Raw genomic sequence first — 25395 nt, forward strand, 5'->3', positions numbered from 1 at the left:
AGGTGCTTTGATGAAAACAATCGGGCGATGGCTGCTCGCCGTGGCGCTGTTGGTCGTGGCATGTGCCGCATCGTCGGCGCGGGCGCTCGACTTGTACGTCGATCCGCGCGGTGATGATCGCTGGTCGGGGCGAGTGGCCGAGCCGAATGCCGAGCGCACCAACGGGCCGTTGGCTTCGCTGGCCGGCGCGCGCGACGCGATTCGTCGCTTGCCGGCGAAGGAGCGAACAGCCGGGCCGATCAACGTGCGGTTCGCCACCGGCTACTATTACCTCACCGAGCCGGTCATCTTTGATCCGCGGGACAGTGGCACGGCCGACGCGCCGATCACCTATGCGGCGGCGCCCGGGGCCAAGCCGGTGTTGAGCGGCGGCCGAGTGATTCCCGGCTTTTGGCAGTACGAGGGCTTGTGGGTCGCAAAGATTCCCGAAGTGGCCGCCGGTAATTGGCGGTTCGAGCAGTTGTACATCAACGGCCTGCGGGCCACGCGAGCCCGGACGCCGAACCAGTTCTTCAATTACATGCTCGACGTGGCCGAAGAGCCGTTGCCAAATACTCGCCCCCCGCAAGCGCAACAAACCGTGTTCGTCGCGCCGGCCGAGTTGACAACGCTCGCCGGCTTGTCGCCCCAGGAACTCGGCGACGTGCAACTGACCGCGTACCACAAGTGGAACATCACGCGACGCTTTCTCGACAGCGCCGAAACGACGCGCGGGGAGTTGATGATTCACGGCGCGCCGATGGCCGCGCATAACCGCCTGATGACCGATACCGGTTACACGCTCGAGAACTATCGCGCGGCTCTCGACGAACCAGGCGAGTGGTTCCTCGACCGCGCCGGCCAGCTTTACTACTGGCCACGGCCGGGCGAGAAGTTGGCCACGGTCCGAGCCATCGCGTCGGTGGCCGAAAAGCTGTTGATCTTTCAGGGCAATCCAGCATCCGAACAATTCGTCGAGCACCTCAATTTCCAGGGCCTGGCGCTGCAACATTCGGCCTGGATCACTCCCAAAAAAGGCGTCGACCCAAGCCAAGCGGCCGCCCAAATCGAAGCCGCCGTCATGGCCGACGGCGCGCGGCATATCACGTTCGACAACTGCGAAGTCAGCCATACGGGCGGCTATGGCCTCTGGTTCCGGCGCGGCTGCCGCGACGTGAAGGTGGTGCATTCCCACATCCACGATCTGGGGGCCGGTGGCATTCGGATCGGCGAGATGGGAATCGCGGCCAAGGAGTCCGAGCGGACCAGCAACGTGACGGTCGACAACAACATCATCCGCCACGGTGGCCGGGTCTTCCCGCACGCGGTCGGGGTGTGGATCGGCCACAGCGGCGACAACCGCGTCACGCACAACGAGATCGCCGATTTCTACTACACGGGCGTGTCGGTCGGCTGGCGATGGGGCTACGCCGAAAGTCTGGCCGCGCGGAACACGATCGACTTCAACCACATTCATCACCTGGGCTGGGGGATGTTGAGCGACATGGGGGGCATCTACACACTCGGCCCCTCGCCCGGCACCACGCTCAACAACAACGTGATTCACGACGTGCTGTCGTGGTCGTACGGCGGGTGGGGACTGTACAACGATGAAGGAAGCACCGGCATCGTCATGCAGAACAACCTGGTCTATCGGACCAAGAGCGGCGGCTATCACCAGCACTTCGGCCGCGAGAATGTCATTCGTAATAACATCTTTGCCCTGAACACCGAGCATCAGTTGCGACGCTCGCGCGTGGAGGATCATCTGTCCTTCACGTTCGAGCGGAACATCGTCTACTTCAACCAAGGGACGCTGCTCGATGGCAGTTGGCGCGATGACCAGGTGCGCGTCGACCACAATTTGTACTTCGACGCCAGCGGTCGGCCGCTCGATTTCCAGGGCGAAACGTTCGCGGCCTGGCAGAAGCGCGGCAAGGACGCCGGCAGCATCGTGCGCGACCCGCGGTTCGTGGCCCCCGAGCGGGACGATTTCCGCTTGCAGCCCGATTCGCCGGCCAGCGAGATCGGCTTTGTGCCGTTCGACGCCAGCCAGGCGGGTGTTTATGGCGACGAAGCGTGGCGCGCCCTGGCCAGCAGCGTGACTTACGCGGCCATGACCCCGCCGCCGCCGACGCCGCCGTTCTCGATCGACGACGGCTTTGAAACCACCGCCGTCGGTCAACCGCCACGCCGCGCGCAGGTGAACGTCGAGAACAAGGGGGACAAGATCGCCGTCACCGACCAGCAAGCCAGCCACGGCCAGCGCTCGCTGCAGGTGACCGATGCCGTGGGGCTGGCCAAAGAGTTCAACCCACACTTCTTTTACAAGCCGAAGTACACCAGCGGCGAAGCGAAGCTGGCGTTCGATTTGCGGCTGGACTCGGGGGTGACGTTGCGTCACGAGTGGCGCGACGCGGGGAGCGCCTATCGCACCGGGCCGGCGATCTTGATCAGCGCGGGGCGATTGATGGTGGCGAATCAAACCTTGCTCGAGTTGCCAAGCGACGCTTGGGTTCACCTGGAGATTCGCGCGCCGCTGGGCGAGCGCGCCGACGGTCATTGGAACCTGGCGGTGACGCTCCCCAATGCCGAGCCGCGGCAATTCCGACAGCTCAAATGCCAGATCGCCGAGTGGAAGGCGCTCGACTGGTGCGGCTTCTCGAGCCATAGCAAGGAAGCCCGGTCGTATTACGTCGACGATGTGCGACTGGTCAACGAGCGTTGATTATCTGGCTAGAGCAGCTCTCGCGAGCGTGTCGCGTGGGTGGCACGTCCCAAGCGCAGCGCAGGGCGTGGGGAATTGCCACGATAATTGCAAGGATAGTACCTACTTCCCCACGCCCGAAGGACGGGCGTGCCACCCGGACGCTAACGCGCGGCGCGAAGCGAACTGGCCAATCGAGGAGTTCTGACGCTCCGATTTGCCATGACAACTGCGCACGCCTGTCCTAAAATGACGGCGCATCGCCCCCCGCCGCGCCCGCAGGAGAATCGTCATGCCATTGCATCACCGTCCGTCTGATCAAGACGCCCGACCGCAACTGGACCGGCGCACCGTGCTCGTTGGCGCATCGGTCGGGATGGCGGCACTCGCGGCTGGTCATCGCGCGGCGGCCGCCGACAAGCCGGCCTTGCCCACGGCCGACGCGCTGTTGGCCGGCAAGGACCGCCGGCTGATCGTTCACAATACCAAGGTGCTTGAGATCGAGACGCCGCTCGAACTGCTGCGCGAGCGGAACATCACGCCGGCCCAGGCGTTGTTCGTCCGCAACAACCAGCAGCCGGCCTGGGCGCTCACGCTCGCGCCCGCCGACGTCAAGGATTGGACCGTCGAAGTCGCGGGCCTGGTCGAGTTTCCGCGCGCGATCACCCTAGCCCGGCTAGCCGAGTTGCCACAGGTCGAAACCGAAATGGTGCTGCAATGTTCCGGCAATGGCCGCGCCAGTTTCAGTCGCGCCGCCCCCGCCAAGGGGAGTCAATGGAGCCAAGGCGCCGTGGCCAACGTGCGGTTCCGCGGCGCGATGTTGCGCTCGGTGCTCGAAGCGCTCGACGCGCGGCCGCACGCGGCGGCCAGGTTTCTGACCGCCGAAGGTCAGGACCGCCCGGCCAGCGCGGCCGACGCCGACTTTGAACACAGCATCCCGCTGGCCGACGCGCTCGATCGCGCGCTGTTGGCCACGCACCTGAACGGCGAGCCGTTGCCGGCGGTGCATGGCGGCCCGCTCAGGCTGGTCACGCCGGGCTACTATGGCACGATGCACGTGAAGTGGCTGTCGCGGTTGCGGCTTGAATCGCAGGAGACGGCGAACCACCACCAGGTGAAGCGTTACCGGACACCGCTGCGGCCGGTCAAGCCTGGCGCGGCGTTCGATTACGGGCTCGACAACAGCGAGCCGAACTGGGGCATGCGAATCAAGAGCACGATCTTCGCCCCGCTCGAGGGCCAGCAGGTGGCCAGCGGCAAGCTCGCCGTGCGCGGCGTGGCCTGGAACGACGGAACCGCGCGAATCGTCGCGGTCGAACTGTCGCACGACGGCGGCCAGTCGTGGCAGCGTGCCGAGTTGACGGTGCCGGCGAGCCCATACGCCTGGTACCCGTGGCAAGCGGAGCTAAGCTTCGCGCCGGGGCGGCACGCGATCATGTGCCGCGCTATCGACGCCTTGGGTCGGACGCAACCGCTGGACGGTGCGATCGACTGGAACCCAGCCGGCTACGGCTGGCACGGCGTGCATCAGGTGACGTTCATAGCGACGTGAGGGATTCCTGAAACTGCATGACAATGTTTTCCGTCGCCAGGTGTGCGGCCTGAGAGGTAACCCGCCTTGGGCCAGATCAGTTTTGGGCCGACGATTGTTTTGCCGGCTTCTTGACCGGCCGATCGCCCGAACCGGTCAGGGTCAAGAACACGAGGGGCGAAACGCGAAAATATCCGCCGAGCTTGACGGCGTTTTGCTTGCTGATGCCGCGACGACCGGCCAGGACGTTGCTGATGGTGGCGGGTGGAATGCCCGTTGCGCTCGCCACCTGAGCCGGCCTGACCTGCCGGGCCGCGAGCAAATGGGCGAGCATGGCCGCCGGATCGCTGGCCGGCGCCGCCTGCTCGCGCGCCTCGTACTTTTCGATCAACGTGGCCAGCATTTCGATCAACAAACTGCGCGCCTCGTCCGGATGGGGCGTCATCAACTCTTCGAGCAACGCCACCATGCGGCGATAGTCGCGAGCGGAACGAATCGGCCGCGGAGTGTACCGGGTCAACAGGGTGCGATATTCCGTGACCGTGCTCATCGCTTCCTCTTCGTGGGAATGCAGTCCTGACACCACTTGTTTTTGTCGTATTCGGCGTGCGTCAAGAAATGCTTGATTAGCAGCGTTCCCTCAGTCCACCGATTGGCATAGGTCACGCGACAGATGAGCCGAAAGTCATTGCCCCGGACATCAAACACCAGGCACTGACCAACTTCGTCAGCCGTGGGATAGACCAGCCGCACGTCCGCCAGTCGCACCCAGGCAGCCTTGCCCGCAACCAGCCACCAGTTGTCCAACCAACTCCTCGCCGCAGGATGGCGTTGCTGGGCCGTCTTAATGGCGGGTTGGGCAATAATGTGCATCGGCGCGCTTCCTGACTTACCTCAAGCATATTTACAAAATGCAAACAAGTCAAGAGAAGTTTGCGTTTTGTATACACCCCCTTTGACGAACATTCCATCGGTATGGCGCTTAATCTCTGCTTTCCAGAGACTTGGCCCGTCGCGAAAGAGAAACAGGGTATTTGGCAGGGCAAAACCAACACTATCCTGGGCCACAGTTGTGCCGCCCCCGTTCGTCTGCCTACACTCTTAGGGTCGATCCTGCCGTTGAACCCCCCGCCTGTCACGAACTTGCCTGAGGACGCTTGCCATGAAACGCACGCTCGTCGTTGCCGCCTTGATGTTCTTGCCGCTGCTGTCGCTGTGCGCCGCTGACACACAGAAACCCGACGCGCCGAAAGCCGAGGCACCGAATCCCGCCGCGCCGACCGCCGCGGCCAAGCCCAAAGCGCCGGCCCTCGCGCCGACCCAGGCCGATGTGCGCTACGGCGACCACGAACGGCAAGTGCTCGACTTCTACCAGGCCAAGGCGGCTCGGCCCACGCCGCTGTTGTTCTTCATTCACGGCGGCGGCTGGGTGGCCGGCGACAAGAAGGGACTGAATCCCAAGCCGTACCTCGACGCCGGCATTTCGGTCGTCTCGATCAACTATCGCTACTCATGGCAGGCGCAACTGGCCGGCGTGAAGCCGCCGGTCAAGGCGCCGCTCGAAGACGCGGCCCGCGCGCTGCAGTTCGTCCGCAGCAAGGCCGCCGAGTGGAACATCGACAAGCAGCGCATCGGCGCCAGCGGCGGCTCGGCCGGGGCCTGTTCGTCGCTGTGGCTGGCATTTCACAACGACATGGCCAAGAAGAACAGCGAAGACCCAATCGCCCGCGAATCGACCCGGCTGTGGACCGCGGCTGTGAACGGCGCACAGACCTCGCTTGATCCCAAGGAACTCAAGGAATGGACCCTCAATAGTCGCTACGGCGGGCACGCCTTTGGCTTCATGGACCCGAACGACCTCAAGTCGCGTGACAAGAACTTCGCCGAGTTCCTCGAGCATCGCGAAGAAGTCTTGCCCTGGATCAAGGAGTACTCGCCGATCGGACTGGTCACGGCCGACGACCCGCCGGTCTATTTGATCTACACCTCGCCGCCGGCCTTGGGGCAGGAACAAAAGGATCCGACCCACACGGCTAACTACGGCGTCAAGCTGCAAGAGAAGTGCCAGAGTCTAGGCGTCGATTGCGAGTTGGTCTATCCCGACGCGCCGCACGTCAAGCACAAGTCGATCGAAGAGTACCTGATCGCCAGCTTGAAAGGCCCGCCGCGCCGCTCGATGAAGCCGACGGTCGCCGACTTGCGCTATGGCCCGTTCGAGCGGAACGTGCTCGACTTTTATCAGGCCAAGAGCGATCGTCCCACCCCGCTGGTGTTCTACATCCACGGTGGTGGCTGGATGGGGGGTGACAAGAACGGCTTCAGCCCGAAGGCTTATCTGGACGCGGGGATTTCAGTCGCGGCCGTGAACTATCGTTACATCTCGCAGGCCCAGGACGTCTCGCCGCCGGTCAAAGCGCCGCTGCACGACGCGGCCCGGGCGCTGCAAACCGTGCGCAGCAAAGCGGCCGAATGGAACATCGACAAGGAGCGGATCGGCGCCACGGGCGGCTCGGCCGGCGCGTGCTCGTCGTTGTGGCTGGCGTTTCATGACGATCTGGCCGACAGCGGCAATAGCGACCCGATCGCCCGCGAATCGACGCGCCTGTGGTGCGCGGCCGTCAACGGCGCGCAGACTTCGCTCGACCCGCAACAGATGAAAGACTGGACGCCCAACAGCAGCTACGGCGGCCACGCGTTTGCGTTCAAGGGAGACCCGGCCCAGAAGCTGTCGGCGTTTGGCGAGTTCCTGGCCAAGCGCGACACGATTCTCCCTTGGATCGCCGAGTACTCGCCGTACGCGCTGGTGACCAAGGACGACCCGCCGGTTTACATGACGTACGGCTTGCCGCCGAACCTGGGTCAGCCCGAGAAGGATCCGACCCACTCGGCCAACTTCGGCGTCAAGCTGCAGGAACACTGCCGCGAGGCGGGCGTGCCGTGCGAGTTGTACTACCCCGACGCGAAAGACGCCAAGCACAAGTCGATCGACGCCTACCTGATCGAAGTGCTGAAAGCCCCGACCGCCCGCTCGGTGACGTCGAACTAAGCAAGCGACATTTTCGCCAAGGGTAGCACCGACAACTTGTTGTCGGTGTCGCGCAGCGACCAGAGGGCAATGGAACAACGGTCCTGAACCCTCTTGCGGCTGCGCCGCCCAGACAAGCGAGTTGTCTGGGCTACCCATCTGTTTACGAAAGACCAGATTCGACCACGACGACACGACGAGCACGACGTCAGACATTCTGGTATTACGTCGTGTCCGTCGTGCCGTCGTGGTCGCTTGCGTCTTTGGCCCCGTGCCTGTCGTGGTCGAATGCCCGATCGAATCGGGTGCCACTGGCGGCTTGCCCACCAGTGCGAAGCAGCGCGGCGAAATACGCTCGCTCACTTCGCCGGCCACCAGGACCAGCTTGACGCGACGAAGATCGCCATGTTCAGCGCGATCGTCGCGCAAAAGCTCACGGGCCACGCCGCCGAGATGCCGTCGCTCCGCGCCCGGCGGAACAAATCGACCGCCATCACCGCCACGCTGGCCAACACATTCGCCGCCGAAAGCCACAGCGCCGGCTCGGTCGCCATAAAGTTGTAAACCGCCCCCGGCAACAGCGCCACCGAGCCCCACCAGCAGACCCAGCCGAGCGCGTTGTGATAGCGGTCGCGGGCCGCGGCTGGCAGCAATAACGCCGCAGCCGAAAGCTGCACGGCCCAGGTGAACGTCGGCACGACCATTCCCACCGTCAGCACCCAGGCCAAACTGACGCCGGTGGACAACATATAGAGCGACGCCGAAAACGGTGCCGTCACCGCGCCCCCGGCCAGGAACAGCGCGGCCGTCTTGACGAAACTGGGCGTCCCTCTGGCTGGCGTGTTCATGGCCCCCTCCGCTTAATCGCCAAACTCGCATCGCCCATTCGTGGTAGCGTCGATCTTGCAAGCGCGCCGATGCCGCGCATTGTAGCTGAAGTCGCAGGACTTCAGAGCATAAGCGGCGGCAAATCTGGAGTCTCACGACTTCGGCCACTCACGATCGCCCCTCGAATACCACACCACGACAAATTGCCACCGGTTCCCCGCGCCCAGCGCTGCGGACGTGCCACCCCTGTAATAGCAGCCTGCACCGTCTCTCTCGCCAGCGCGCCACGAACCCAAACCCGCTCGGCAGCGTAGTAAAATTCTCGCGCTTCCTGTGCCGCGTTCGTTCGGCGCTCGCGCTACGAATCACCGATTTACTTTCGCGCGCCCGGCAGAATCGTCCTGACCAATGGCGCATTGATTTGCTAGAATGACGGCTCAGGACGCGGACTCAGGGAGGAAGACGATGGACACGGCGCCCGTGACGGAGCGGCAATACAAAATCGAGGGTGGGCTGCCACTGGTCGGCCAGGTGACGGTTGCCGCCGCCAAAAACGCTATCGGCAAACAACTGGTCGCGTCGTTGCTCACGACCGAGCCGTGTGTGTTCGTCGGCGTGCCGCGGATCACCGAGATCGACGCCATTTTGGCCATGCTGGCCGACGTCGGCACCACGCACGTCTGGCTCGATCGCTCGACCCTCTGGGTCCACACGCCCGAGATTCGCTCGACCGCCGTTGGGCAGCGTTACTCGGGCTTCAACCGCATTCCAATCTTGCTGCTCGGCCCCCTGTTGCATCGCGCGCGGTGTGTCAGCGTGCCGCTGGTCGGCGGCTGTCGCATCGGCCCGCGGCCGGTGGATTTTCACCTGGCCATTCTGCGGGCGATGGGCGCGCAAATCGAACAGACCGACGAAGGACTGCGGGCGACGTGCGCGCGCCTGCGCGGCGCGACGGTTCGCTTGCCCTACCCCAGCGTCGGCGCGACCGAGAACGCCTTGCTGACCGCCGTGCTGGCCGTCGGCCGGACCACGCTCGAGAACGCCGCCCTCGAACCCGAGGTGCTCGACACGATTCACTTCCTGGTCACCATGGGGGCCAAGATCGAGGTCCGCGAAGGGCGGCGGATCATCATCGACGGCGTCGCTCGCCTGCACGGCGCGCGGCACGTGCCGATCGGCGACCGAATCGAAGTCGCGTCGTTCGCCGCCGCCGCCGTGGCGACCGATGGGCGAATCAGCGTCGTCGGCGCGCGCCCGGAACCGATGCGACCGTTCTTGGATGCACTCCGCGCCATCGGCGGCGCGTGCGACGTCGAAGCTGGCGGCCTGACGTTCTATCGCGCGCGGCGCGAGCTGACCGCGGCGGCCATCGAGACCGACGTCTATCCCGGCTTTGCTACCGATTGGCAGCAGCCGCTGGTGGTCATGCTGACGCAATGCGCCGGCGTATCGACCGTGCATGAAACGGTCTACGAAGATCGCTTTGGCTACGTCGACGCCCTGGGCCGCATGGGGGCCGATATCGAAGTCACGAGCGCCTGTCTGGGAAGCCTGCCCTGCCGGTTCCGCGCGCGGGGGCACTTGCACAGTTGCCGCATCCGCGGAGCGACGCCGCTACGCGGCACGCGGATCGAAATTCCCGACCTCCGCGCAGGCTTCGCGTACGTGCTGGCCGCGCTGGTGGCCCACGGCACTTCCGAAGTGGCCGGCATCGCTCACCTGGAACGCGGCTACGCCGACGTGGCGCAAAAGCTCCAAGCCATCGGCGCGCAATTCACGGTGACCGAGCCAGCGATTGCCGCGCAACCATCAGCGGCCATGTCCGTTTCTTCGCAGTCATAACCTCATCCCACGGCGCGCACCAACCCTTCTCCCTCCGGGAGAAGGTGGCCGAAGGCCGGATGAGGGTCAGCGTCGACCGATTGGAGTGCGTGACCTCGGGACACGTGGACCCTCATCCGTCGGCTACCGCCGCCACCTTCTCCCGGTGGGAGAAGGGTTCTGCATCAGCGTCGCACTCGCCTGACGCGCACCCCTCACCCTGTTCGCCATGCGAACTACCCTCTCCCACAAGGGGCGAGGGTGGGAATGCCGCGGCGCGTTATCGCATCCTGACATGCGCGCCAGCTATAATGTCGCCCGTTGTGTTCCGTGTTTCATCTCGCCCGCTCGTATTCACTATGCGCTTCATACGTCCTCTCCTCGCCGCCTTGGTCCTGGTCTCGACTTTCATCTCAAGCGCGTTTGCCGCCGAAGCCCCCGCCGGCAAGCGGGCCCCCTGGACCACTTCAAAGCTTCACGGCACGCCGACGACGCCCGAGCCTTATCGCGTGGCGCCGGCGTTCGCGAACCTGCGCTTTCAACGCCCGACGTGCGTCGAAGAGTTTCCCGGGGGCGATCGGCTGCTGGTGACCGAGATCGGCGGCAAGGTCTTCACTTTTCCCAAGCGCGCCGACGTGGCCGCCGCCGATTTGCTGATCGACCTGCGGGCCGAATTGCGGCAAGGCTGGCTCGCGGTTCTCGACGCCGCGTTTCATCCGCGCTTCGCCGACAATCGCCAGTTGTATATTGCCTATGTCCATCCCGACGGCGGCCGCGCCCGGGTCTCGCGGTTCACCGTCGAGCGCTCGGACCCGCCGCGCGTCACTCGCGCCAGCGAACAAGTGCTGCTCGATTGGCCCGCCGCGGGGCACTCGGGAGGCTGTTTGGAGTTCGGCCCCGATGGGCTGCTGTACATTTCGACTGGCGACGGCTCGGGGCCGAACCCGCCCGACGGGCTGACCACTGGACAGGACGTGACCGATCTGTTGGGCTCGATCCTGAGGATCGACGTCGATCATCCAGCCGGCGGGCAACCTTACTCGATCCCGGCTGACAATCCGTTCGGCGAACTGGCCGGGGCGCGCCCCGAAGTCTGGGCCTATGGCCTGCGCAACCCTTGGAAGTTCGGCATCGATCGTCGCTCGGGCGAGGTCTTCGCCGCCGACAACGGTTGGGAGTCGTGGGAGATGGTCCATCGCATCGTCCGCGGCGGCAACTGCGGCTGGCCCGTGATGGAAGGTCGCGTCGCGCTACGCAGCGAAGTGAAACTCGGCCCGACGCCCATTCTGCCACCGGTCAAGGATCACCCGCACACCGAGGCCAACTCGGTCATCGGCGGGCCGGTTTATCGCGGCTCGCGCGTGCCGGGGCTCGACGGGGCGTTCGTCTATGGCGATTACATCACCGGGACCATCTGGGCCGTGCGACCCGACAAGGACCAGTCCTACTCGCACATCACGCTCTGCGACACCGATCTGCGGATCGTCGCCTTTGCCGAGGGGAGCCGCGGCGAGTTGTACGTGCTGGATCACGATTTCACCGGACAGATTTACGAGTTGCTGCCGAACGATGAACCGGATTTGTCAAGCAGCTTCCCGCGCCGGCTAAGCGAGACGGGCCTGTTCGCCTCGGTGCCGCGGCACGAGCCAGCGCCGGGCGTCGCGCCGTACCGGGTAACCGTCCCCCGCTGGGTCGACGGCGCTCGGGCCAGGCGGTGGGTCGCGGTCCCCGGCTCGGCCACGATCGAACTGGCCGCGACGCCCGAGGTGAGTTCGACGTTTCCCGAGGGAACGGTGCTGGTCAAGGAGCTGTACCTGCCCCTCAGTGCGGCCTTGGAGTATCCGCTCGAAGTGCAACTGCTCCATTACTACCGGGGCGTCTGGCGACCTTATACCTACCAATGGAATGACACCGGCACGGACGCCACGTTGGTCGATTCGATCGGGGCCAGCCGGCAGTTCGCTCCTGTGACCGGGTTGAGCTACACCGTCGCGCTCCCTGAGCGGACCTGGCACTTCAACGCGGTGAACGAGTGCAAGCTGTGCCACAACGCCGGACCAAAGTTCGTCCTGGGCTTCACAGCCCAACAGCTCAATCGCCCTGCACCGAGTGAAGCGTCGCCAGATACTCGGCAGTTGCAGCGTTTGGTCGCGCAAGGCGTGTTGTCCTCCGCGCCGGTGTTGGCGGCCGACGATCCGTCGCGCTTGGTTGATCCGCACGACGCGACGCAACCGCTCGACGATCGGGCTCGCTCGTACCTGCACGGCAACTGCGCGATGTGCCATCATCCCGGCGGCAACGCCATCGTCTCGTTCTTCCTCCGCCGCGATCTGCCGTTCGACAAGCTGAACACCAACAAGGGGACCGGCATCGGCACGTTCGGCCTGCACGACGCCCGGCTGATCGTCGCCGGCGACCCGTACCGGAGCGTGCTGCTCTATCGGATGTCCAAGCTGGGCTATGCGCGGATGCCGTACATCGGTTCGCGCGTGGTCGACAGCGATGGCGTGGCGCTGGTGGCCGAGTGGATTCGCTCGCTGCCGCCGGTGGTGCCGCAAGCAAGTGCGCCGGTCGCGAGTGCTGCTCCGGCGGGCGGCGCGGCCAGCTTCGACCTGGCGGCGGAACTGGCCGAGAATCTACGCGTGGCCGAGTTGGTCCGCGCCGAGGGAAAGGACAGCGATGCCGCGATCCGTGGGCTGGTCCGCACGACCGGTTCGGCGCTGGCTCTGTCGACGCAACTGCACGCCGGCGCGGTCAAGCTGCGCAACCGTGAAGTGGCCGTGACGGCGGGAGCGGCCGCGCCCAGCGACATCCGCGGCCTGTTCGAGACGTTCATTCCCGAGGCCCAGCGGAAGCAAACGCTCGGCACAACGGTCGATCCGCAAGTGATCTTGAACCTGCGCGGCGATCGCGAGCGCGGGAAGCTGATCTTCTTCAGCGACGGGGCGCGATGCCGGAATTGCCACGACCCGGACAACCGCAACCTGTCGCTCGGTCCGACGCTGGCCGACATTCGCCAGAAATATCCCAAGCCGGCCGATCTGCTGCTGCACGTCTTGCAGCCGTCGCTGAAGATCGACGAGCCGTTCGCGGCTTTCACGTTGGTGACGACCGACGGCCGGGCGCTCGTGGGGTTGCTGGTCGAGCAGACCGACGCGGCCGTGACGTTGAAGACTCTCGAGCGGCAACTGGTCCGCGTCCCGCGCAGCGAGATCGAGGAGTTGCAGCGGAGCGACAAGTCGCTCATGCCCGACAGAATCCTCAGCGACCTGACCGCCCAGGAAGCGGCGGATTTGTTTGAGTATTTAAGGTCCGCCAGCGGCAAGTGACAACCGTAGGGTACGCACCCTGTGCGTACCTTGCGTCTCTAAAGATAATCGCCCGTGAGCACGCAGACGAGCAGCAACGTGATGAGCGTCATCAAAGGAATGATCGCAATACCCACGGCGAGCGCAGCGACGAACGCCCAACTGCGGTAAACGCCAAGGCGGCTGAGGAATGCAGCTACTAGAATCGCAGTGGCAGGCGACAAGCTGTTGGCAATAGCGAATGCTGCAATCTCGCCAAGTCGTCTTGATATTGTTGGCGATTCGCCAGTTCCATAGATCGCAATATCAACCCACGTGCAATGCCTAGCTAATGCGACAGTACATCAACAACCGGCGATCGATACGCACATTCTCTCGGTACGCACGGGGTGCGTGCCCTGCAAGTTGACCGAACGTCAACCAGGCCGCGATCAATTCGGCGGCGTGTGTTTGAGAGCCTGAATCGCCGGATCGTGGCGGTAAATCTCCTTGGCCATGGCGACGAACTTCTCGGTTCTGAAAGGGATCGTCGCCTTGAGCTGGCCGTCCTCGACACGCGCCAGGTCGCCACAATCGAAGCACACCAGCAGTTCAATCGCCTCGTCCTGGCCCACCAGTCGAAAGGCGATTCCGGGGCTGAATATGCAAGCCGCCGGCGGATGCGAGTTGTAATTCTTGTCGTCGAGCAGAATCACACGCAGGTCGCGACTGGTTTTCTCGTCGAGCGTGATGATCGACACAATCGGATAGCCGCCGATGGTCGGCTGGTCGAGCTTGGCGTCGTCGTTCGCCGCGATCCGCAGGCTGCCGACGCGCAGGATTTCGATCAGCCCGGCGTGAGCGATCGTGTGCTCGGCGTGTCCCGGCTTCTTACCAGCATCCTTCTGCGCGTCGGGCTTCTCGTAGAACTCGGTCGTCGCGGGCCCTAGATGCTTTCGCTCCGGCGCGCAGCCCATTACGCCCAACAGTCCGAGTAGAACGCAAGATCGAAGTAGAAGCATGGCGACACCTCCACGCTAGATGATACCCATCAGCCGCAACCCCGCCACCAAAGCAAAAACTAGCAACAGGGTATCGAACCAGCGCTGGTTAATACGGTGGACCAGCCAGCGGCCGATGACCATGCCCAGCACGATCGCCGGCGCCAAAGCCGCGTCCATCGCCAGCGTGTCGGGATGAATCAGTCCCAAGCTGGCGCTGATCGGCAGCTTGCTCAGGTTGACGATCAAAAAGAACCAGGCGGTCGTGCCGACGAACTCGTACTTGGGCAAGCTGACCGCCAGCAAGTAGATCGCCACGATCGGCCCGGCCGCGTTCGCCAACATGGTCGACAAGCCGGCCAGCAGACCGATCGTCCAGGCGAACCAACGGGCGTGCGGGATGTGCTCGAACCAGTCGCCGCGCCACATCCGGGCCAGTTGCAACACGGCCAGGCTGAGTACGATGCCACCAATCAAAGGCTTGAACATCCGATCGTCCAGCCGCCCCATCAGCCACCAGCCGACCAGAATGCCGATCGCCGCAGGCAGCAGCAGCCGGCGAATGTAATCCCACCTCGCGTGCTGGCGAAAGAAGAAGACAGCGCTGATGTCGCCGATGACCAGCATGGGCAACAGCGCGCCGGTCGACTCGCGCGCGCCAAGCAACATGGCAAAGACGATCACATGGAACAGGCCGACACCGGCAAAGCCGCTCTTCGAGAAGCCGATGCCCATCGCGGCCACGACGGCCAGCAGCCATTGCAGGGGAGTTAAGTCGGGCATGGGGATTCGCGGGTCATTCGTGAGGGAAAGCGTTCAAGAGTAGCAAGCTGAGTACACGTGCGATACGGGTTCCGTTGGGGCGAATGTCAGTTGTCCGTGGTCAGTGGTCAGTTGTGGGGGAGCAAGGCACTTGTCAATGCGTCATTCCCGCGCAGGCGGGAAGCTCGTGGTGACGCGTAATGTCTAGATTCCCGCCTGCGCGGGAATGACGTAGGGGCGACGCCGCAGCCGAGTACAACGGACTGCATTACTGCAGTAGCCGAAGTCGTAAGACTTCGGATGCCTCGATGCCGCACCGTCTGAAGTCTTACGACTTCAGCTACTGCACGGCAGGCAACTGGTGGCAGAGCGTCCCCCCACTAGCAACTAGGAACCAGCAACTAGCAACTTCCCCCGATTTCATGTGCTAGACTTGTTCGCCCCAAAGCGCAGGAAGGACGGAGTCGTTCGCGCTATGTCGCACGGTTGCACAAGTCGGCGCATCTTCACATCACCAAACCGCTCGTTCGTCTTTTGCGCGTTGTTGGTGGTAAACCTTGCCACCTTTGCCGGCTGTAAATGCTGGTCAAAGCCTGCCGAGTGGCGCGACGGCGAGTGCCGCTACGACCACACAATCCACCACACGGCCACCGAAGTAGTCGTCGCGCCGGCGGGTCACACGCACGGTTTTTCCAAGCCACTCGGCTGCCCCAAGTCGCTGGTCCTGGCCCGCGAGGCCAGCAACCTGGAAGCGGCCGGCGACGCGCTGTGCGTCGACGCCTATTACGCCGCCGCGTGCCAGGCCTGGCGCGAGGTGGCCGCGCTCGGGCGGAAGCCTTCGCGAACCGAGCTGGCGGAAGTATCCCAGCCATATCACGCCTGTGTGGCCAAGCTGATCGTCACGGCCGATCGGTTTCACAAGATCGATCCGGATCGGGGGCTGCAAGTGCTCGACCACGGCCGGCAGGTGATCGTGCCGATCGAGCGCTTGGGCTTCGCCTGGAGCAGCGAGGACTTCAACGGCTTTGAACTGGTTGGCGAGTACAAGATCGGCAAGCGTTCGCCGACGACGCGCACCACGGGCCTGGGCGTGCCGCTGGTCGTCAAGCGTTTGCGTTGCCAGCGTGATGAGTTCTATCGCGAAGTGCAACCGTTCGCGGCCACGGCCGTGTTGTGTCCGCGCGAGCCGCGGCCGATTGCCCAGCGTTCGAGTCGCGGGCGCGCGGCCTCGGCCACCAACGAACCCGAGATCGTCACGCCCGAGCTGTTGTCGGCCGAGACGTGCTTCGAGCTGCGACTCTACAACCCGTTGAACTGCGCGCAGGTTGAATTGACGAGCGGGCGTTGGCCCCTGGCCGGCGACCAGACAGCGCCACTGGCCTGGCAGATGAGCCAGAGCCGGAACAATCCGGTCCAGGCGTTCCTGCGTCCCGACGCCAACGACGCCGAGCCCCAGTTGGTGATGCTCGAACCGTACCAGGCGGGCAAGATTCCGGTGGTGTTCGTACACGGTTTGTTGTCGGACCCCAGCACGTGGATCGACCTGGGGAACCAGTTGCGGGCCCAGGCCTGGTTCCGCGAGCGTTACCAGGTCTGGGTATTCCGCTATCCAACCGGGGCGCCGTTTCTGGTCAGCGCGGCGGCGCTGCGGCGCGAGCTGAACGCCGCCTTGCACAGCGCGCCCGAGGCTGAGGGGGATCTGGCCGGCAACTTCATGGTGCTGGTCGGGCACAGCATGGGGGGCTTGGTCTCGAAGCTGCAAGTCACCGATAGCGGCAACCGGCTGTGGGAGTTGGTGGCCAATCGGCCGATGGACCAACTGGTGGCCAGCGACGCCGATCGGAACCACTTGCAGCAGGTGTTCTGCTTCGAGCCGCAGCCGTTTGTCCGGCACGTGGTGTTCATCGGCACGCCGCATCGCGGCTCGACCATGGCGCGGCGCGGGATTGGTCGGTTGACGTCGCTGGTGGCTCGCGAAAGCAGCGAAGCCAAGGAGCGGCAGCGGCGGCTGATGGACGACAACCCGGGCGCGTTCAAGACCGCGCTGCGGATGAAGATTCCGACCAGCGTCGATCTGCTCGAGCCGTCGAACCCGCTGCTGGCGGCGATGGAGCAGATGCCCATCGCCCCGTGCGTGCAGTTGCACTCGATCATCGGCGTGGCCAAGCCAGTGTCGTGCGAAGGACCGGGCGACGGCGTGGTGACGGTCGCCAGCGCCACCCACCCGGGCGTGGCGTCCGAGAAGCTGGTCGACGAGAAGCACGAAGAACTGCACCACGCGGCGGCCACGGTGATCGAGCTAGAGCGGATTCTGCAGCAAAACGCCCGCGATTACGCCCGAGCGCTGGACCGAGGGGAGATGCGAAACGATGAATGATAAACGATAAGCGGAAGACATCCGACAGCAACGCATTTCCGCCTTTCCTTGATCGTTTCGCGTTTATCGTTCATCGTTTCCCTTTCTCGTTTCCCCAGAACATTGTGGTCCGCGCGGGGGATCACGGCGTGTAGCTTTGCGCGCCTTGCTTCCCGGGGATCTACAGCCATGCCATCGCCGTGCTCTGACCCCGCCACCCAACGTCTTTGATTCATCATGCCTCGAATCATCGCGACTCGCTGACAAGGTCATTCCGTAACACGTTTCTAGCGGCGTCAGAACAAGATGCCGCCGAGTTTACCCATTCGCCCCAAGGGTATCAGACGGCGGCACGCCACGTTCCTGGCCGCTGACGCCGCTTTTGGCTGGAAATGCCCTCGCAGCCCAGGAAATAGTGTCTTTGACTGGTGCGTTCAATTATCATGTTCGTGAGGGCATTCAGGGCAGTTCCATGGGCATGGCCGCGGATCAATTCGGCAAGGCACTGGTCGCGTCGGGACTCCTGACGATCGACGAGGTGCAGGCGCTTTGGCAATCGCTGCCAACTGACGCTCGCCCCAAGGACGGCGAGCAATTGGCCAAGCTGCTGGTCGAGCGCGGCAAGCTGACCGAGTTTCAAGCCAAGCAGACCTTGGCCGGCCGCGCCGCGGCGCTGGTGATGAACCAGTACGTGCTGCTCGAGAAAATCGGCGCCGGTGGCATGGGCCAGGTCTACAAGGCGCAGCACAAGCGGCTCAAGCGATTGACCGCCATCAAGGTGTTGCCCGCCTCGCTGGTCAAAAACGCCGAGGCGATCAAGCGGTTTCAGCGCGAAGTCGAATCGGCCGCGCGGCTGTCCCACGCCAACATCGTCCAGGCCTACGACGCCGACGAGTGCAATGGCGTTCACTTTCTGGCGATGGAATACGTCGAGGGGCGCGATCTGTCGACCCTGGTGCGCGAGCGCGGCGCGCTGCCGGTGAGCGACGTGGTGAACTACATCCTGCAGGCGGCGCGCGGGCTGGCCTATGCCCATGCCGAAGGGATGGTTCACCGCGACATCAAGCCGGCCAACTTGCTGCTCGACAAGAAGGGAGTGGTCAAGATTCTCGACATGGGGCTGGCCCGCTTCGAGGACGGCGGCCAGCAACAAGAGCTGACCCAGTCAGGCATGGTGATGGGGACAGTCGAGTACATGGCGCCGGAGCAGGCCAAGAACACCCGCGGGGCCGACGCCCGCAGCGACGTTTACAGCTTGGGCTGTTCGCTCTATCGAATCATGATCGGCGAGAACGTGTACGACGCCGAGTCAACCATCGCCAAGATCATCGCCCACATGCAGGCGCCGATTCCCTCGCTGCGAACCAAGCGCGCCGAGGTGCCGGCCGAGGTCGATCGGATTTACCAGCGGATGCTGGCCAAACGTCCCGAGGATCGTTACCAGAACGCCGGCGAGCTGCTCGTCGACCTGGAAGCCTGGCAGAAAGGGAGCAGCGGCGGCGGGTCGGACTCGATCTTCGATGACGCGAGCCCGCAGTTGAATGAGTTTCTCAGCAACATCGGCTCGGCCACCAGCGGCATCGGCCGCTCGTCGAGCGGCATCATGCGTGCGGCGTCCGCGAGCGGCATTTCCAAGACCGCGATCACGCCGAGCAAAGGGACCGAGACCGGCCCCATCAGCAAGGCGCTGTCTGGCACCGAGCGGTTGCCGGTGGCCACCATGTTGGACGAGGCCAGCGGCCGCAGCGCCGTGGTAGCCGCAACCGAAATGACGGGCGAGGCCGAACCAGGACCGGCGCAATCGAAGAAGCTGATGATGATCGGCGGCGGCGTCATCGCGGCCATGCTGGTCGTGTCGGTGGGGGCGTGGGCGCTATTGAGCAAGTCTTCGCCCAAGACCGAGGTGGCGGCACACACCGCGAAACCAGCTCCCGCCGTGAAGCCCGCCGTGCCCGAGAAGAAAGCCGAGCCTAGCGCGGCGACGCCCGCCCCGGCGGACGAGGGGATCGCCGTCCCGACTGCCGCCAATCCGGCCCGCGACCGAGCCATTGCCCAGTTCTTGCTGGAGCAGGGGATCAGCGTGACGATCGAGCCGGGCACGATCGGCGCGGCACAAACGCTGAGCGGCAATGCGACGCTGCCGAAACATGACTTCGTCGTGGTTCGCGCCGGCTTCCCCAGCAACAAGACACCCGACGAAGAAGCCTTGGCCAAGCTGCCCGAATTGCGGCAGTTGAAATCTCTGAACGTCTATGGCGCCAAGCTGACCGACGCGATGGTCAAATCCTGGGATAAGTTGCCGCAACTCGAGTCCCTCGATATTACCAACAACCAACTGACCGGGACGGTGTTGTTGACCCTGAGAAATCAGCGGAGTCTACGGTTCCTGGGCATGTACCAGAATCAGATCCCGCCCCGTGCGGGCGCTTCGTTCGCGGCCAGTCAGTTCTCGCTCGGCACGTTGAAGGCCGATTTCGACGAACCGGCGGTCATCGCGTTCAAGCCGCCCCCCGATTTGCGTTCGATTGAGCTGTATGGGCTGGCCACGACCGACGCGGCGCTGAAACGCATCGGCACGTGGAGCAAGATCGACGATTTGCGCATCCCCAACGGCAAGGTGACCGAAGCAGGATTCAAAGAACTAGCGCAGCTCAAGGATCTGAAAAAGCTGTATCTCGAAATCACGGACATCAGCGACCCCTGGCTCGTTCACCTGCAACAGTTGCCCAAGCTGGAATGGTTGCAGGTGAACAATACGCTGATCACCGACGCCGGGCTGGAACACCTGGCCAAGATTCGCACGCTTCGGTTTTTGAGAGGGGCGCGGTCGGCAATCACCGCCGCCGGCGTCGCCAAACTGCAAACGGCGCTCCCCCAGTGCAAGATCGACTGGAAGCCGGTGAAATAGAGAGGGACTAGGGGCGAGGGGTTAGGGACTAGGGAAAGACAATGTTATCAGCCTGTTTTTCCCTAGCCTCTAGTCCCTAATCCCTAGCCCCTCCCGCCTCTTAATACACGCCCACTGCCGGGCTAATGTACGGTCGCGGGCGATAGTACGCCGGCGGGTAGTAGTACGGTCGATAGCCGCCGTAGACCGGCACGCCAACGCCCACTCCGATCGTCGCGCGTGGCTGGGTGTAACCCACCGCGCCGGTGCGCGGACGCACATAAGTGGTTGGCGGCAGCTCATGGCCATTGGGGCGCGCGGCCGCGACCGTGCGGCGATTGAGCGTCGCGCTGGGCAGCTCGACCCAGCGTCCTTCGCTCCAGTACATCCAGCGACCGTTCGTCGTGTAGTGCCACCAGCGGCCGTTGTACTCGACATACCGCCAGCGCTCGGCATAGGGAGAAATGTCCGGCGGCAGTTCCCCCAACGGAGCAATGCCAGGGGTCGGCGCGGGGGGCGGCATGAGCGGCAACGGGGCCGGCGACACTTCCTCGGCAATGACGCCGCGCGGCACGACCGGCGCATCGTCCGGCACGGGCAGGCCTGGTAGCGAAGGCCCCCCCACCGGCTCGCCGGCGACCGCCACGGCCGTCGCCCAGGCCAACATACTGAACAGACCGGCGAAGATTGACTTGCGCACGTGGGCACCAAAATCGAACGCGAACCCAGTCGCGCAGGCAAACCTTGCGAGCGCGCGGCCCGGGCCGCTACATTCTTTATCGGCGATTCCCGGTGCTGGTGATGATTAAAGGGTTGGAAGGAAGAGGGGCTAGGGGCTAGGGGCTAGGGGCTAGGAAAGACCTTCCTTCGCACATGCATGTTTCAATGGTCACTGCATTTTCTAGCAACTCGCAACCAGCAACTTCCCCTAGTCCCTAGCCTCTAGTCCCTCTTTATGAATTCCAAACGCCGGCGCGATCGAGACGAAGGAAGCTACCTCTGCGACGCCTGTGGCGAGGAGATCGTGATCCCGCTCGACCTGTCCGCCGGCGAGTCGCAAGAGTACGTCGAAGACTGCCCGGTCTGCTGTCGAGCGAACGTAATTCACGTCGAGATCGACGAAGACGGCAGCGCCCGAGTCTGGGCCGAGCCGGAGTGAGGGGGGAAAGAGGGGTTAGGCGTTTATCGAAATGTCCGTTGTCAGTTGCATTTTGCTTCGTACTAATCGCTAATTGCTAACCGCTAATCGCTCCGCTGCAACGGACAACTGACCACGGACCACTGCTCAATTCGCCAACGGTTGCGTGCTGCGCAAGTACGCGAACAGATCCCGCACTTGCTGCTCGGTCATCGTGTCGAGCTGCCCCTCGGGCATGATCGACTTGGGCGCTCGGGCCAGCTCTTCGATTTCGCTTTGCGGCAGCGACACGTTCTGGCCGTCGGCGCCGCGCAAGACCACCACCTGATTGTCCCGCTCCACCAGGAAACCGATCACCACCCGGCCGTCGTTGGTCACGGCCTGGTACGTCTCGAATCCTTCGCGCACCTCGGCGCTGGGGTTGACGATGTTGACGAGCATGTTGCTCAGGTCGTCGCGCTTGAAGCTCGTGAGGTCGGGCCCGATCTGCCCCCCCTGGCCGAACAGTTGATGGCACTTGGCACAGGTGGTGGTGAACAGCTTCTTCCCCTCGTACGGCGTGCCATTGCCCGATTCGAGCGTATCGCGCAGCTGCGCGATCCGAGTCTGCATCTGGGCGGTCGTCGCCCCGTCGATCTTGCCCCAGTGCTTGGCCACGCCGGCGGCGATCGTCTCGTCGCGATGCACGGTCAGCTTGCGAACCACGTCGAGCGGAATGCCGCGAGCCGGAATCTGGTCGCGATCGACGGCCGCCAACAGGTCGATCGCCCAGCGCTTCCGGCCGACCAAGAGCGACTGAGCCACGCTTCGCACGTCGTCGGTCAGGTCCGGGTACGCGGCAATCACCGCCGGCGCGATCTGCGGCGCGTCGTAACTTTGCAGCGCGGTCAACACCATCATCTTCAGCCCGTCGTCCGTCGTGGCCGCCAACACACTCAACAGCACCGGCACGCACTGCGGCTGCTTCACCTCGCCCAGGACTTGCACCAGTTGCAGCCGCTGGCTAATGTCTCCTTTTTCGTCGGTCACGGCCGCCAGGGCTTTTTCGAGCGCGTCGGCCTTGCCTTGACGCACGCCCAGCACCAGCGAACCACCGCCGAAGCGTGACATGGCCTCGAGCAGCTCGGGCGGCAGGTTCGTCACCGGCCGCCCTTGGAACGCCTCTTCAAACCCTTGCATCAAGAGCTTGCTGTGCGCCTCGCCGGGGGATTGCTGTAACAACAACGCGCAGATCATCAGATCCTTGCGCGTGCCGGCTGCCGCGAACCGCCGCATGGCGCGCGCGGCAATGTGTTTGGACACCAGCGGCAGATTCCAGAACGCCTCGTCCTTGAACAAGGCCGCGACTTGTTCGCGATCGCTGCCGGCCTTCGACTCGATAGCCCACCACAACAGCAGCGGCAGGTGGATATCCTCGACGTCTTCACTGTGCGTGAGCAGCCGCGCGACAATCGGCAAGCACTGGGCCGTCGGCAACCGCCGAGCGGTGCAGGCCAACTGGCTGCGCACCTCAACCGAGGTTTCGGTCGCGGCCAGGCTTTCAAGCCGGGCGGCGAACTCGGGGGACACTTGCTTGGCGTCACCGCGCAAGCGAATGGTCCAGGCCCTCACCTGGGGATTCGCATGGTTCAAGGCCGCCAGGGCTGTCGCCTCGTCCAAGGCGTCGATCACGTTCAAGGCCCACAACGATTCGAGCGCCACTTGTCCCTGCTCGGACTGCAAATTCTGTAGCAACTGCGGCGCGACGCTCTTGTCTTTCCTGTCTCCCAATACCACGAGTGCTTGCCGCCGGACCCACTTGTTGGGGTGTGCCAGGTAGCCGGCCAACTCGGCCGACGAAGCCGCCGCCAGATTGATCGGCTTCGCGGGCTTGGCCCCCGCGGCTTGCACGCGGTAAATCCGTCCATTGCTCCGATCAATCTTGCCTTCGTGGTGCAGCAGGTGCGCGATCTGTCCTTCGTACATGTCGGCCACGTAGATCGCCCCGTCGGGGCCCAGCTTGATGTCCACCGGACGGAACCAAGCGTCGGTCGAATCGACCGCGTGCCCCAGATCGGTCGTTTGGAACGACGAGCCGTCACGGTCCAACTGGCTGTACACGACGTGGCTCAACAAGGGATGCACGCCGAATAGTCGGCCGGCATATTGCTCGGGCAGAGCGCCCCCTTCGTAGATGATCGTGCAGTGCGTGAACCGCGGCACCTTCACGTGCTTCATGGCGGGGAAGTAGCCGAATGTGAACGGATTGGACAGCGCGCCGTGCTTGGCGAAACCTTTCTGGTAGTAGCCCCCCTGCACGTAGTGAAACCCGCGCGTGTCGCCGCCGTTGTGTCCCGAGAAGATTCGCCCCACGCTGTCGATCTCGACGCCGAAGGCGTTGCCGCCCCCTTCGGCAAAGATTTCATAGCGCCGCGTTTCGGGATGGTAGCGCCAGATCAATTGCCCCTGGGAGTTGGTCGATTGCTTGTCGCGACCGGGACGGATGACCGCGCCGCTGACCGTGCTCCCTTGCGCGGCATACAGCCAGCCATCGGGCCCCCATTGCAGGCTGTTGACCACCGAGTGCGTGTCTTCCATGCCAAAGCCCGACAAGTGTACTTCGGGGTCGCCGTCCGGCACGTCGTCGTTGTTTCGATCGGGATAGAACAGCAAGTACGGCGGGTTCAACACCCAGACGCCGCCGCGACCTTTGAGCGCCGCCGACGCGATGTTCAGTCCTTGCACGAACGTCTTGTGCTTGTCGTATGTGCCGTCGCCGTCGGTGTCCTCGTGAATGGTGATCTTGTCGAGCCCGGGGAAGTGATGCGGCGGCGGCGGCGGCACCTTGTCGTAGGTGGCGCGCAGGAACTTATCCTCGCTCAGAATCTTCAGCCCCGCCGGAAACGGGTATTGCAGGTACTGAATCACCCACATCCGCCCGCGATCATCGAAGCTCATGTAGATGGGCTGGGCCACTTGCGGCTCGTTGAGGACCAGCTTCGCTTCCAGGCCGGTCGACGTGGTGAGCGCCTTGTAAGCTTCGGCGGGCGACAAGGCCTCGCCGCTTTCGCGCAGCTTCAACTTGCGATAAGGAAACAAGGGTTGATCGCCGCCGGCCATCGCCCATTGCATGGCATTGGCCAATAGCTTGCGAAACCGCGCGTCGGTAAAGTGGTCGGGGTGCCCCAGCGCCGTGTAGAAGATGCGCGAGTTCTTCACGCTGCGCGTCCAGGCCAGCGGTTCGGCCGGCTGGCCAGCGATCGCGCCAGTTAGCAGCACCTTGCAATCCTTGGCAATCGGCGACACCTGGTACAACTCGCCCGGCGCGTGCCAACCGTTCAGGTCAACGCCCGTGAGAATCTCGTGACCCCGATTGGCTTCGACCGTCTTCACGTCGAGCCCCAGGTCGGCCTTGTAGTGCCCGTGATAGTTGCCGCCGAGCACGTCGGCGTCAAACGTCTCCCAGGGGCCCATCCCTTCGGGGACGGCTCCCTTGGGACTGAATGCGTGACTGGCGGTGCGAATGGCCACCAGCGGCTTGCCGGCGTCGAGGTAGCTGTGCAGCGCCGAAAGTTGCGCCAGGGGCAACGCTTCGCGGCGCACGAAGATGACCAGCAGGTCGGCGGTCTTCAGCGCGTCGAGGCTGGCCGCGCCGCGACCCGGTTCGACTTTGACGAGCGTGGTTCGGTAGCCTTGCTCGGCTTCGAGTTGTTTGGCCAGCGGTGGCAACGTGTCTTGCGGCCGATAGTGATTCTCGTTGTATAGGAACACCACATGGTGCGGCGGGCTGGCGGCTTTCGCGTCGCCAGTCGTCTTGGCGTCGACGACGGCTTTTTGATCCGCGGCGGGCTTTTCGTCGGCCGACAACCAGCCGGCGAAGTTAACGAAACAGAGAGCCAGTACGAATCGACGAGCGAATGCGCAGGACATGGCAAGGGACCAAAGTTCGGGGGAGGGAACTGGGCAGGATCACCGGCAGTAACGCCGAGGATAACAGGGAAAATCGCGCGAGGCGAGCGTTTTTACCACGGGGCGATTTAGACTTCACAAGCCCAAGAGTTGCCCCCCTGGGCCTGTGGTGACTTGTCCGCTGT

Annotated in this window: 16 protein-coding genes and 1 pseudogene; 9 read left to right on the top strand and 8 right to left on the bottom strand. The window is 64.0% G+C overall.

Annotation, left to right across the window (positions count from 1 at the left end):
• Positions 1–10: 10 nt before the first annotated feature.
• Together JSS27_14665 and JSS27_14670 are read left to right on the top strand one after the other, a co-directional pair.
• On the top strand, positions 11–2707 hold the full coding sequence (locus JSS27_14665; GenBank protein MBS0210188.1) for a right-handed parallel beta-helix repeat-containing protein: 2697 nt from the start codon (positions 11–13) through the stop codon (positions 2705–2707).
• Positions 2708–2978: 271 nt separating this feature from the next.
• Entirely contained in the window at positions 2979–4238 is a 1260-nt protein-coding gene (locus JSS27_14670; GenBank protein ID MBS0210189.1) for a sulfite oxidase, read from the top strand.
• A 76-nt stretch (positions 4239–4314) separates the two neighbouring features.
• On the opposite strand, the gene JSS27_14675 is transcribed toward JSS27_14670, so the two are convergent.
• Together JSS27_14675 and JSS27_14680 are read right to left on the bottom strand one after the other, a co-directional pair.
• Complete coding sequence (locus tag JSS27_14675) at positions 4315–4767, bottom strand: helix-turn-helix domain-containing protein (protein ID MBS0210190.1); 453 nt, start codon at positions 4765–4767, stop codon at positions 4315–4317.
• Positions 4764–5090, bottom strand: coding sequence for a type II toxin-antitoxin system HigB family toxin (locus JSS27_14680; GenBank protein MBS0210191.1), 327 nt, complete (start codon positions 5088–5090; stop codon positions 4764–4766). The genes JSS27_14675 and JSS27_14680 overlap by 4 nt, the downstream gene beginning before the upstream one ends.
• A gap of 319 nt (positions 5091–5409) precedes the next feature.
• Here JSS27_14680 and JSS27_14685 point away from each other — a divergent pair.
• Together JSS27_14685 and JSS27_14690 are read left to right on the top strand one after the other, a co-directional pair.
• Positions 5410–6363 (top strand): annotated as a pseudogene (locus JSS27_14685) (alpha/beta hydrolase).
• A 30-nt stretch (positions 6364–6393) separates the two neighbouring features.
• Positions 6394–7263: an alpha/beta hydrolase gene (locus JSS27_14690; protein MBS0210192.1), complete on the top strand. Its 870-nt coding sequence runs from the start codon at positions 6394–6396 to the stop codon at positions 7261–7263.
• A 338-nt stretch (positions 7264–7601) separates the two neighbouring features.
• Here the strand turns inward: JSS27_14690 and JSS27_14695 are convergent, their stop codons facing one another.
• The gene (locus tag JSS27_14695) at positions 7602–8090 is read right to left on the bottom strand and encodes a hypothetical protein (protein ID MBS0210193.1); all 489 of its coding nucleotides are present in this window, start codon (positions 8088–8090) and stop codon (positions 7602–7604) included.
• 409 nt (positions 8091–8499) lie between these two features.
• On the opposite strand from JSS27_14695, the gene murA reads away from it, so the two are divergent.
• On the top strand, positions 8500–9912 hold the full coding sequence (gene murA, locus JSS27_14700) for a UDP-N-acetylglucosamine 1-carboxyvinyltransferase (GenBank protein ID MBS0210194.1): 1413 nt from the start codon (positions 8500–8502) through the stop codon (positions 9910–9912).
• 338 nt (positions 9913–10250) lie between these two features.
• Positions 10251–13220 carry a PQQ-dependent sugar dehydrogenase gene (locus tag JSS27_14705; GenBank protein ID MBS0210195.1) on the top strand — a complete coding sequence of 990 codons (2970 nt, stop codon included), beginning with the start codon at positions 10251–10253 and terminating at the stop codon, positions 13218–13220.
• 38 nt (positions 13221–13258) lie between these two features.
• Here the strand turns inward: JSS27_14705 and JSS27_14710 are convergent, their stop codons facing one another.
• From JSS27_14710 to JSS27_14720, 3 genes are all read right to left on the bottom strand, one after another.
• Entirely contained in the window at positions 13259–13423 is a 165-nt protein-coding gene (locus tag JSS27_14710) for a hypothetical protein (GenBank protein MBS0210196.1), read from the bottom strand.
• A gap of 207 nt (positions 13424–13630) precedes the next feature.
• Positions 13631–14200 (bottom strand): hypothetical protein, encoded by a 570-nt coding sequence (locus JSS27_14715; GenBank protein MBS0210197.1) that lies wholly within the window; start codon positions 14198–14200, stop codon positions 13631–13633.
• Positions 14201–14215: 15 nt separating this feature from the next.
• Positions 14216–14962 carry a sulfite exporter TauE/SafE family protein gene (locus JSS27_14720; GenBank protein ID MBS0210198.1) on the bottom strand — a complete coding sequence of 249 codons (747 nt, stop codon included), beginning with the start codon at positions 14960–14962 and terminating at the stop codon, positions 14216–14218.
• 454 nt (positions 14963–15416) lie between these two features.
• Here JSS27_14720 and JSS27_14725 point away from each other — a divergent pair, with 454 nt between their 5' ends.
• Complete coding sequence (locus tag JSS27_14725; protein ID MBS0210199.1) at positions 15417–17318, top strand: alpha/beta fold hydrolase; 1902 nt, start codon at positions 15417–15419, stop codon at positions 17316–17318.
• A 451-nt stretch (positions 17319–17769) separates the two neighbouring features.
• The gene (locus tag JSS27_14730; protein ID MBS0210200.1) at positions 17770–20205 is read left to right on the top strand and encodes a protein kinase; all 2436 of its coding nucleotides are present in this window, start codon (positions 17770–17772) and stop codon (positions 20203–20205) included.
• A gap of 100 nt (positions 20206–20305) precedes the next feature.
• On the opposite strand, the gene JSS27_14735 is transcribed toward JSS27_14730, so the two are convergent.
• Entirely contained in the window at positions 20306–20884 is a 579-nt protein-coding gene (locus JSS27_14735; GenBank protein MBS0210201.1) for a hypothetical protein, read from the bottom strand.
• A 255-nt stretch (positions 20885–21139) separates the two neighbouring features.
• Between JSS27_14735 and JSS27_14740 the strand changes: the two genes are divergently transcribed.
• Positions 21140–21343, top strand: coding sequence for a CPXCG motif-containing cysteine-rich protein (locus JSS27_14740; protein ID MBS0210202.1), 204 nt, complete (start codon positions 21140–21142; stop codon positions 21341–21343).
• A 126-nt stretch (positions 21344–21469) separates the two neighbouring features.
• Here JSS27_14740 and JSS27_14745 read toward each other — a convergent pair whose 3' ends face one another.
• Positions 21470–25231 (bottom strand): ThuA domain-containing protein, encoded by a 3762-nt coding sequence (locus tag JSS27_14745; GenBank protein ID MBS0210203.1) that lies wholly within the window; start codon positions 25229–25231, stop codon positions 21470–21472.
• Positions 25232–25395 lie beyond the last annotated feature (164 nt).

It is taken from the genome of Planctomycetota bacterium, assembly GCA_018242585.1.
Lineage (GTDB): Bacteria > Planctomycetota > Planctomycetia > Pirellulales > PNKZ01 > JAFEBQ01.

What these genes read in the sequence shown, in the direction of transcription:
- JSS27_14665 (MBS0210188.1), top strand. Translation starts at nt 11, where the DNA reads ATGAAAACAATCGGGCGATGGCTGCTCGCCGTGGCGCTGTTGGTCGTG.
- JSS27_14670 (MBS0210189.1), top strand. Translation starts at nt 2,979, where the DNA reads ATGCCATTGCATCACCGTCCGTCTGATCAAGACGCCCGACCGCAACTG.
- JSS27_14675 (MBS0210190.1), bottom strand. Translation starts at nt 4,767, where the DNA reads ATGAGCACGGTCACGGAATATCGCACCCTGTTGACCCGGTACACTCCG.
- JSS27_14680 (MBS0210191.1), bottom strand. Translation starts at nt 5,090, where the DNA reads ATGCACATTATTGCCCAACCCGCCATTAAGACGGCCCAGCAACGCCAT.
- JSS27_14690 (MBS0210192.1), top strand. Translation starts at nt 6,394, where the DNA reads ATGAAGCCGACGGTCGCCGACTTGCGCTATGGCCCGTTCGAGCGGAAC.
- JSS27_14695 (MBS0210193.1), bottom strand. Translation starts at nt 8,090, where the DNA reads ATGAACACGCCAGCCAGAGGGACGCCCAGTTTCGTCAAGACGGCCGCG.
- murA (MBS0210194.1), top strand. Translation starts at nt 8,500, where the DNA reads ATGACGGCTCAGGACGCGGACTCAGGGAGGAAGACGATGGACACGGCG.
- JSS27_14705 (MBS0210195.1), top strand. Translation starts at nt 10,251, where the DNA reads ATGCGCTTCATACGTCCTCTCCTCGCCGCCTTGGTCCTGGTCTCGACT.
- JSS27_14715 (MBS0210197.1), bottom strand. Translation starts at nt 14,200, where the DNA reads ATGCTTCTACTTCGATCTTGCGTTCTACTCGGACTGTTGGGCGTAATG.
- JSS27_14720 (MBS0210198.1), bottom strand. Translation starts at nt 14,962, where the DNA reads ATGCCCGACTTAACTCCCCTGCAATGGCTGCTGGCCGTCGTGGCCGCG.
- JSS27_14725 (MBS0210199.1), top strand. Translation starts at nt 15,417, where the DNA reads ATGTCGCACGGTTGCACAAGTCGGCGCATCTTCACATCACCAAACCGC.
- JSS27_14730 (MBS0210200.1), top strand. Translation starts at nt 17,770, where the DNA reads ATGGGCATGGCCGCGGATCAATTCGGCAAGGCACTGGTCGCGTCGGGA.
- JSS27_14740 (MBS0210202.1), top strand. Translation starts at nt 21,140, where the DNA reads ATGAATTCCAAACGCCGGCGCGATCGAGACGAAGGAAGCTACCTCTGC.
- JSS27_14745 (MBS0210203.1), bottom strand. Translation starts at nt 25,231, where the DNA reads ATGTCCTGCGCATTCGCTCGTCGATTCGTACTGGCTCTCTGTTTCGTT.